This window comes from Paraburkholderia sp. Ac-20336 (assembly GCF_017105025.1).
Classification (GTDB): domain Bacteria; phylum Pseudomonadota; class Gammaproteobacteria; order Burkholderiales; family Burkholderiaceae; genus Paraburkholderia.
The window spans coordinates 427,617-437,031 of sequence record NZ_JAAGPS010000001.1; the positions used below are offsets into that span (position 1 = coordinate 427,617).

Genomic DNA, 9,415 nt, shown 5'->3' on the forward strand with positions numbered 1-9,415 from the left:
ATGTCGAGGCTCTCCACTTCCAGTTGGACCCGCGCGCCGGGGGCGCCCGCCGCGCCGGGATTTTCTCATGTTTTCAACTGCTCAGGATGCGTCGAGCCGTGGCCTACTTCAGCTTGCGCTGCAGGTCGGCGGGCAGAAAACTCTGGTCGACGTAGTCGCGCCAGTCGACTTTCTCCTTCAGGTCGCCGGTCTTCTGCGAGAGGTCGACAAGCGCGTCGAGACCCTTCGGGTTGATGTCGCCCTGGCCGAAGAAGACCGAGCCGTCGGCAGACGGACGGTCGACCAGTTCGGCGAGCATCGCTCTCACGACGTTGGGGTCCATCTTGTAGACCTTGGCGATGATGGCTACCGATTCATCGCGATTGGTCTTGATGAAATTCACCGCCCGCCGGCGCGCCGCGATGATGCCCCTGAGCATGTCCGGATGCTCCTTGATCGTCTTGACGGAGGTCACGCCGACCGAGGTGTTGACCGCCGAAAAAAGATCGCGCGACCAGAAGAGCGGCTTGAACGTGTTTTTGTTCATCGTGTACGTCGGCTCCGACACGAGCGCGAGGTCGATGCCGCCGTTTTGCAGCGCGGTCAGCGCCGCGCCGTATGCGCCCGTCGAAATCAGCTTGACATCCGAGGGCTTCAGACCGGCTTTCTCGACCAGCAGGAAGTCCAGCGACTGGCTCGTGCTCAGCGGGGTCGTGAAGGAGATGCGCTTGCCCTTCAGATCGGCCAGGGTCTTGATCGGGGAATTGGGCTTGACCAGCCAGACGAACTGCGCCGAGGTCTGGGTGTTGTCGCTGATGATCCGGAGATCGGAGCCGTTCTTGATCGCCTTCAGCGTCGGAATCAGCGCGCTGTCGGCGTAGGGCAGATCGCCGGCGATCAGGTTACGCACCTCGGTGCTGCCGCCGGGCGAGCCGATCACGGCCGAAACGTCGACGCCAGCGTCCTTGAAATAACCCTTCGCCAGCGCGATCGCCCACGGCATGCCGATGACGGAGCTGCCGTAATTCGTGGCGGCGATCTCGACGCTCGACGCCGGTGTGCTCATCACGCCGCACGTCAGTGCCGCGGCGACCACGACGGACCACAGTCCGCGTCTCCTTGTATTTGCTTTCATTGTCACTTCTCCATTCTGCTGTTTGGGTTAGCTCAGATCCGGTGATGCAAACGCTCGTCCAGCTTCATCAACACGCCGCTGAGAACCGCGGCGAACACGATCAGGATCAGCGTGATCGCGGAAATGTCGGTCACGACATTGTTCGCCACGGCGTTCATCAGGCGAAAACCGACGCCCTTGCTGGAGCCGAACATCTCGCAAAGGATCACGCCGATCAGGGCGCCCGAAATGCCGATGCGCAAACCCGTGAAGATTTCCGGGATGGCTGCCGGCAAGGCGATGGAAAACAGGGTCTGCGTCGTCGACAGGCCCATCGTGCGAGCGCTTTTCAGATAGACGGGCTTGATGTTGCGCACGGCGCTCATCGTGAAAAGAATGATCGGGATGATGCCGTGCAGGACCCCGAAGGCGACTTCCGAGCTGATGCCGATGCCGAAGAACAGCGTAATCATCGGGAAGAACATCAGCTTCGGAATCGAATAGAGGCCGGCGATCATCGGCTCCACCACATCGCCGGTCAGCCGCCGCAGACCGAGGATCGCGCCGAGCAGTATTCCGAGCACCGCCTCGATGACGACCGAGAAGCCGAAGGCGGAGAACGTCGTACGGATGTCGCCCCAGAAATCCGCCGAGCCGAGCATGGCGATGGCGGTGCGCGTCGCCTGCCACGGCGAGGCAAGCGCGACCGATCCGCCGATCTGGAAGAAAACCTGCCAGAGCACGACGAACGCCACGGCGATCATCAGCAGGTCGAAGGAACGTTGATGCTGTTTCCACATCGAGGGCCTGGCCGTGCCGTCGATCGTATTGAAGTTGCCGATGATGTTCATGCGAGCCCTCTGCGTTGGCGCAAGCGACGTTCCCAGCCAAGAAGGATCGTATTGACGATCGACACGATGATCAGCACCAGCAGAACGATCGCGTACATCTTGTTGTTGTCGAAGTCGTGGAACGCGTAAAAGATCTGGTAGCCGAGGCCGCCAGTCGACAGGATGAATTCGGCGCCGAGCACGCCGACGAACGCCTGCGCGATCGCCAGCTTGACGCCGTTGAATATGTGCGGGGCGGCCGAGGGAAGAATGACCTCGCGCACCGTGCTCCATTTGCTCAGGCGAAACACCCTGGCCGTCTTGCGCATCACCTTGGGAACGCGGTCGAGCCCGTTGAGCGTGCTGGCGATCATGGTAACGACGGCAAGCAGGAAGCCCAGCAGCACTTTCGGCGTATCCGTCAGGCCGAAGAGGGCGATGAACAACGGATAGAACACGAACATCGGGATCGAATAGTAGATCGACAGAACCGGGTCGATCGCGCGCCGCAGGCGGGGCAGGGCATGCAGGATCACCGCCCCGAGAATGCCGAAGATCACCGCGCCGACGATGGCGATGAGAACGGCGCCCAAGGTCGCGACGATCTCCGCGGTCAGGCTGCCGTCGCGCAGCAGGTGAAACAGCGCCACCGCCATCTTGCTCGGCGGAATGAGCGTATAGCTGTCGATCAGGCCCGTACGGCAGACGATCTCGAGCGCGATGACGCACAGTACGACGACAAGTAGTCTGATGCGTCCGAGTGTCATGATTTCGCCTTCGCATACTGGCTGGCGCGGATCGATTCCTCGCGCAGCAACGACCAGAGATGTGCCGTCAAGGTGCCGAACTTGTCCGACGAGGCGATCCGGCTGTCGCGCTCGCGGCTCCAGCCCGTTTCGATGATTTCGATAAACCGGCCGGGCCGCGCCGACATCACGCCGACGCGGTCGGACAGCATGGCCGCCTCGTCGAGCGCATGGGTGATGAGGACGACGGTCGCCCCGGTCGCCCGCCACAGGTTGAGGACCTCGTCGCCCATCAGCAATCGCGTCTGCTGGTCGAGGGCGGCGAAGGGTTCGTCGAGGAGAATGAGGCGCGGCTCCATCACCAGCGTGCGCGCGATGCAGACGCGCTGGCGCATGCCGCCGGACAGCTGCGCCGGATAGGAATCGCGGAATGCGGTGAGACCGGTCAGCGCTAGCGCCCGCTCGGCGCGTTCCGCTGCGATCTTCGGATCGACGCCGTTGCGCTTCAGGCCGAAGGTGATGTTCTTCCAGACCGTCAGCCAGGGGAAGCTCGCGTCTTCCTGGAAGACCACGCCCACGCCGTCGGGAATGCTGCCCTGGACCCGCTTGCCGTCCATCAGCACTTCGCCGCCCGTCGGTGTCGCGAGGCCAGCCAGCACTTCCAGAAACGTGGACTTGCCGCAGCCGGACGGGCCGACGATCGAGAAGAATTCGCCCTGGCGCAGATCGAGCGTGATCGGACCCATCGCGTGGACGGCAGGGGCACCGCCGCGCGACGGAAAAACCTGGCTGACGTCGTTCAGCCGCACGATGGCGGGATGCGTCGACGCGGAAGCGGAATTGTCAAGATTGGTAAGCAAAGGAATCTCCTCCTTCTCTTCGTCCCGGAGACGACCGTGTTACGTCGTCGCGGGACCGATATTGAATATGAGCGATACGCCCGGTGTCACCCGGATGTCGGCAGCCATGGCATATCGGCCTGGCGCGCCTCCTCGAAGGCTCTGATGGCCTCGATATAGCCGAGGGTGACGTCGATATCGTCGACGCCGTCGATCAGCCGCTGCTTGCGCAGGGCGTTGATCTCGAAATCGAAGGTCGATCCGTCCGGCGCGATGACCGATTGCGCGGGCAGGTCGATGGTGATCGTCGCGCCCGGCGTCGCGCGCAGTTGCCGCCACAGGGCATGGATCGCCGGGTAGGGCAGCACGATCGGCAGCACGCCGTTCTGCAGACAGTTCGCGTAGAAGATGTCGCCGAAGCTCGGTCCGATGAGCGCGCGCAGGCCGAAATCGAGTACCGCGTAAGCGGCGCCCTCGCGCGACGAGCCACAGCCGAAATCAGCGTCCGTGACGAGAATCTCGCAGTGCTGATAGGCGGGCTGGTTGAGCGAAAAGTCGGCCCGCGGCTGCTCTTTTTCGTCGAAGCGAAGATCGTGCAGGAAGGCTTCACTGTAATCGTGACCGGGGCGGCGATGCCGGCGCATGTAGCGTCCGGGCAGGATCATACCGGTGTCGATCTTGGCGATCTCCACGGGCGCCGCGATTGCGGTCAATGTCACGAACGGCTTCATGACGCTATCTCCTTGACGGCCATGCTGCGGACATCGGCCAGGTGCCCGGCGACGGCGGCGGCGGCAACCATCGCGGGGCTCATGATATGGGTTCGGGAATCGCGGCCCTGGCGGCCTTCGAAATTGCGGTTGGTGGTCGAGGCCGAGCGTTCGCCGGGCGCGACCAGTTCGCCGTTGGAGCCGTTGCACATGGAGCAGCCGGAATCGCGCCACTCCAGGCCGGCGGCCTTGAAAATGAGGTCGAGCCCCTCGGCTTCGGCCTGGCGCTTGACCGACGACGAGCCGGGCGAAACCATGCCGGGAACGACGCAGCGGCGGCCCTTCAGAACCGCGGCGGCGCTGCGCAGGTCCTCGATGCGGCTGTTGGTGCAGGAGCCGATGAAAACGCGATCGATGCGGATCTGCTGTAGCGGCGTCAGCGGCGCGAGACCGAGATATTCGAGCGCGCGCTCGACATGGCGGCGGCGGTCGGCATCGGCGATGGCCGCCGGATCGGGCACGGTCCCGTCGATCGGTGCACAGTCTTCCGGGCTCGTTCCCCAACTGACCATCGGTGCGAGCGTCGAGACGTCGATGTGCAGTTCGCGGGCGAAGACGGCGCCTTCGTCGCTGTGCAGCGTGCGCCAGTGCGCCAGCGCCTTGTCCCAGGCGTCACCCTGCGGGCTCTTGGGGCGGCCTGCGAGATAGGCGAAGGTGGTGTCGTCGGGCGCGATCAGTCCGATCTTGGCGCCGGCCTCGACCGACATGTTGCAGATCGTCATGCGGCCTTCCATCGACATCGCGCGGATCGTCGAGCCGGCATATTCGATGGCATGGCCGACCGCGCCGCCCACACCGATGCGCGCAATGATGCTGAGAATGATGTCCTTCGGCGTCACGCCGTCCGGCAGTTCGCCGTCGATCACGATGCGCATCGGCTTCGGGCGGCTCATCCACACCGTCTGGGTGGCGATGACGTGCCGCAACTGGTTCGACGCGCCGATCGGCGATGCCAGCAGGCCGAAGGCGCCGTTGGTCGCCGTGTGGGAATCGTTGCAGGTAATCATCATGCCGGGCTGGGCGATGCCGAGTTCCGGCGCGATCACGTGGATGATGCCCTGCATGCGGTGATGCATGTCGATATGCGGCAAGGCGAAGTCGCGGGCGTTTTCCGCCTGCATTTCGACGACGCGGCGGATTTCCGGATTGGCGATGCCGGCCGTTCCGGCTGCCCGGTTGATGGTCGGCAGATAGTGGTCGGTGACGGCCATCTGCTGCGTCGGCCGGCGCGCCTTGCGTCCTTCCAGCCGAAGCTGGTCGAACGCGAGGAACGCGCCGCCCTCGTTGATCATGTTGAAATCGACGTAGAGCAGGTCCTCGCCGTGCGGCGAGACGACCACCACATGACTGTTCCAGAGCTTCTCGAACAGTGTCAGGGGCGCGGCCGGATGCGAGGGGGCGCCTTTCATGCCGAGGCCTCTTCGACCATCGCCCGCGCCTGGCTGGCGAGCATCTGGATATCGCCCGCGACCGAGACGAACTGGCAGCCGGCCGCCAGCCATTTCCGGCCGGTGGCGCCGTCGCCCGCGGACATGCCGGCGAACGCACCGGCGGCGCGAATCTTCGGAATTGCGCCGGTGATAGCCGCGATGACATCGGCATGGCCGGATGCGCGCGCATGGCCGAGATCGGCGGCGAGATCGGCCGGGCCGATCAGCACGCCGTGCACGCCGTCCACGGCTGCGATCTCTTCGATACGGCCCAAGGCCGCCCGCGTCTCGATCATGACGATCAGGCAGACGCGCGCATCGATTTCATCGAAATAATCGCTGCCGCCCGCGTAGTGGTTGCCGCGATGGACCTTGGCGACGCTACGCACGCCATGCGGTGGATAGCGCGTTGCCGCGACGGCCATTTGCGCTTCCTCGACGGTCTCCACCATCGGCACGACGATGTTTTCGATGCCGAAATCGAGCAGCTGCTGGATCAGCAGCGAATCCAGCTTGGGAAGCCGCACGAGGACATGCGCTGGCGTGCCCGCAAGGGCCTGTGCCTGCTGTAGCACCGACATCAGATCGTTGGGGGAATGCTCCATGTCGATATAGACGTAGTCGCAACCGCTGAAGCCGAGCGCCTCGGCGGCGATCGGGCTGCACAGCTGCGAGCGCAGGCCGATCTGCTGGCGGCCGGCGCGCATTTCGCCAATAAAGGATGGTTTCTTTTCTGTCGTTCTCGTCACGGCTTCGTCGCCTCCAACGGATATGTTACTTATATTTAGTATAAGTATTAAAAATGGCCGATATGCCCCCGCGTTTTGCCGCAGTGGCGCAATGCTCAGCAAGCCTGGTCAGTAAGCCGCCTCGTAGATGGCGAGGATGTCGTCACGCGAGATGTCGCGTGGATTGTTGTCGAGCAGACGCCGGATGGCGTGTGCTTCTTCCGCCATGGCGGGCAGATCGTCGCGCGGCACGGAGAAGCCCGAAAGCTTCATCTCGCAGCCGAGTTCCACGCAGAATTCATAGGCGGCCTCGAAGACCGAGGCGCGTTCCGGCGCGTTTAGCGCGGCAAGGACCGCGGCCGTTTTTTCGGGCGCCGCGTCGGCATTGAAGGCCAGCGTGTGCGGGAAGATCAGCGCGTTCGCCGCGCCGTGAGCGACGTGATAACGCGTCCCCAGCGGATAGGCGACAGCGTGCCCGGCAGTCGTATTGACCGGACCGAGACAGTAGCCGCCGTAAAGCGACGCCAGCGACAGGCCGCAACGTGCCTCCATGTCGGCGCCGTCTGCCACCGCCCGCTTGAGATAGCGCCCGACGAGCCGCACGCCTTCGAGCGCATACATGTCGATGGTGACGTGCGCGCGCCGGCTCGTGAATGCCTCGACGCAATGCGCCATGGCGTCGACGCCGGTCACTGCCGTCACTTGCGGGGGAAGGGTCAGGGTCAAGGCGGGATCGATGACCGCGAGGTCGGCCAGCATGTGGTTGCTTTGCACGGCCAGCTTGTTCTGCGTGAGCGGGTCCGTCACCAGCGAACGCGTTCCCGTCTCGCTACCGGTCCCGGCGGTGGTCGGCACCTGAACGAGCGCGGCGCGCTTGCCCGGAACCCGCTCGACACCCACTACGTCGGCGATGCCTTGACCGCTGCCCGGCAAAACCGCGGCGAGCTTGGCGAGGTCCATGGCGCTGCCGCCGCCGAAGCCGACCACCAGGTCCGGCCGCACCTCTTCCGCGACGGCCAGCAACGCTTCCAGATTGGCGACATCGGGCTCGGGGCGGACATCCGCAAAAACCGTGACCGCGCCGCTCAGACCGAGCACGTCGACGCGCTGGGCGTTGAAGGCGTCGGCGACGACGAGGATGCGCTTGAAACGGCTACCGCTCCATGTCCCGACCTTCGAGACGGAGCCCGGCCCGAACTCGATGACCGGCGGACGAACCAGGGTGATGGATGACGACGATATCGGCATGGACGCTCATTCCCTCATGTAGATAGGGATAGGCAGACCCGCACTTCGTCGCGCCAGCGGCGCGCTTCTCATCCCTTGAAAACGATTATACTAAATATAAGTTTTCGCGCAAGAAGACTTTTTGACGGATGACAGAGATGCGTGAAATTTCGTCGGGGCGAATTTAAGCTGATGTTTTGTAAGAGGAATTCGTGATTTCGGCGAGTGGCGGCGGTCTGTGCCTGAAGCGCCGGTGAATCGGCGCCAAGCTGGGTGATGCGGGGGGCGAGAGGGTGGGGATGATAGCGACACGCCGGCGCCGACGAGGATGTTCTTGCGGCGCCGTGGGTTTGCACGACAGCCACGGCATGTCGTGCGGGATGAGCCTGTTCGCGCCGAGCCGGCGGTATTGGATGAGCTTGCGTCGATCGTGCCGGATACGGTCACGGTTGCGAAGAGCAGTCGGTCACTGCGGCAGCGGCGCTCGCTAAAACACGCCGTTGCGCCTGTCGCCGCCCTTTCGATAATTCCGGTTGCCTTGATCCGGATTGCGGTTCACAAGCGGTCTTGCATAAAGCGGATGATGCAGGCTACGCACTTCATGTTCGAGCTTGAAGCAGTCCGCACCGCTCTCGGGATCGATCAGCGTCGCGAAGCGATACTGATGCGGTTCCTCGCCATAGACCAGCCCGCGTTCGGCAAGTCGTGCGTACGGCCCGGAGAAGTTGCTCACATAGACCTGGATATGATGGCCGTCGTATTCGGGGTTGGCCTCGAGCGTTTCGGCATAGATGAGTTGCTGATACGTGCCGATCGCGATGACTGCCTGTTGCAATCCGCCGTCATCGAGAAGCTCGACAGGAGCGTTGAACATCTCGCGATAAAAAGCCGCAATCGAACGCGCGCAACCCGCCGGTACATCGAGTTGCACATAGGCCATGCCGAGATCGATGGCCGGCCCGGCGGCGTTCTGCCGATACGTCTCCGGGTCGAGGCAGTCATAGCGGTTTCCCCACGGACAATTCACCTCTACGCGGTCGTCCCGCTCGGTCCATCCGAACGCCGTGCCGTCGAGCAGGGGTTGCACGGCTCTCAGGCGTTCGACGAGCGATTGGCGTTCGCCCACGATCAGTCCGACATGCCCGCGCAGACGCTGCGCGTCGCCGTGCGGCAGATGAATCTGCGAGCGGCCGACGTTGATCCACATATTGGTGACGCCGGTCATCAGATAGGGATCGCGCGTCAGTCCAAGTCCGCTGACATAGAACGCGGTCGCGGCGCGCTGGTCCGGTATCGTGAGGTTGAGATGCTCCAGCAGCACGAGATTGCCGGTGTCCTCACGCGCGTAATCAAAGCGATTCATTGCATGGCCCTCGGAAGATGGGAACGATAAGTAACAAGCGGAATACGAATGCATTCAATCAGGATGCGTCTCGACGTTCGACGCATCCATGACTCATGCTGCCTTTCTTGCTACGTTATGGTCGTCCGGCAATTCGATCCGCTTGATATCGCCGAGAATGAAGATGTACGACGCCGCGCCCAGTATCGCCACCGCGCCGATGAACATCAGCCCCCAGTAGAACGACCCCGTCAGTGAGACGATCGCACCGATCACGATCGGCGTGACGATGCCGGCGATGTTCGCAGTGAAATTGAAAATACCGCCGGTGAGTCCCATCAGGCGCTTCGGTGCGATATCGGGAATGATCGACCAGCCGAGCCCGCCCATGCCCTGACCGAAAAACGCGA

At 63.3% G+C, this 9,415-nt stretch carries 9 protein-coding genes and 1 pseudogene; all 10 read right to left on the minus strand.

The window, feature by feature from the left end:
* Positions 1-103: 103 nt before the first annotated feature.
* Positions 104-1,114, minus strand: a complete 1,011-nt coding sequence (locus GXB81_RS01860; protein WP_167037136.1) for an ABC transporter substrate-binding protein — start codon at positions 1,112-1,114, stop codon at positions 104-106.
* A 32-nt stretch (positions 1,115-1,146) separates the two neighbouring features.
* Positions 1,147-1,944: an ABC transporter permease subunit gene (locus tag GXB81_RS01865; protein ID WP_167037133.1), complete on the minus strand. Its 798-nt coding sequence runs from the start codon at positions 1,942-1,944 to the stop codon at positions 1,147-1,149.
* Entirely contained in the window at positions 1,941-2,579 is a 639-nt protein-coding gene (locus GXB81_RS01870) for an ABC transporter permease subunit (RefSeq protein ID WP_205299163.1), read from the minus strand. The genes GXB81_RS01865 and GXB81_RS01870 overlap by 4 nt, the downstream gene beginning before the upstream one ends.
* A gap of 107 nt (positions 2,580-2,686) precedes the next feature.
* Positions 2,687-3,478, minus strand: coding sequence for an ABC transporter ATP-binding protein (locus GXB81_RS01875; RefSeq protein ID WP_345889813.1), 792 nt, complete (start codon positions 3,476-3,478; stop codon positions 2,687-2,689).
* Positions 3,479-3,615: 137 nt separating this feature from the next.
* Positions 3,616-4,239 carry a 3-isopropylmalate dehydratase small subunit gene (gene leuD, locus GXB81_RS01880; protein ID WP_205988140.1) on the minus strand — a complete coding sequence of 208 codons (624 nt, stop codon included), beginning with the start codon at positions 4,237-4,239 and terminating at the stop codon, positions 3,616-3,618.
* Complete coding sequence (leuC, locus tag GXB81_RS01885; protein ID WP_167037127.1) at positions 4,236-5,687, minus strand: 3-isopropylmalate dehydratase large subunit; 1,452 nt, start codon at positions 5,685-5,687, stop codon at positions 4,236-4,238. Before leuC ends, leuD begins: the two co-directional genes overlap by 4 nt.
* On the minus strand, positions 5,684-6,559 hold the full coding sequence (locus tag GXB81_RS01890; protein ID WP_205988141.1) for an aldolase/citrate lyase family protein: 876 nt from the start codon (positions 6,557-6,559) through the stop codon (positions 5,684-5,686). Before GXB81_RS01890 ends, leuC begins: the two co-directional genes overlap by 4 nt.
* A gap of 6 nt (positions 6,560-6,565) precedes the next feature.
* Complete coding sequence (locus GXB81_RS01895; RefSeq protein WP_205988142.1) at positions 6,566-7,684, minus strand: iron-containing alcohol dehydrogenase; 1,119 nt, start codon at positions 7,682-7,684, stop codon at positions 6,566-6,568.
* A gap of 466 nt (positions 7,685-8,150) precedes the next feature.
* Entirely contained in the window at positions 8,151-9,026 is an 876-nt protein-coding gene (locus GXB81_RS01900) for a glyoxalase/bleomycin resistance/dioxygenase family protein (RefSeq protein WP_205988143.1), read from the minus strand.
* A 93-nt stretch (positions 9,027-9,119) separates the two neighbouring features.
* Positions 9,120-9,415 (minus strand): annotated as a pseudogene (locus tag GXB81_RS01905) (MFS transporter); the annotation flags it as partial.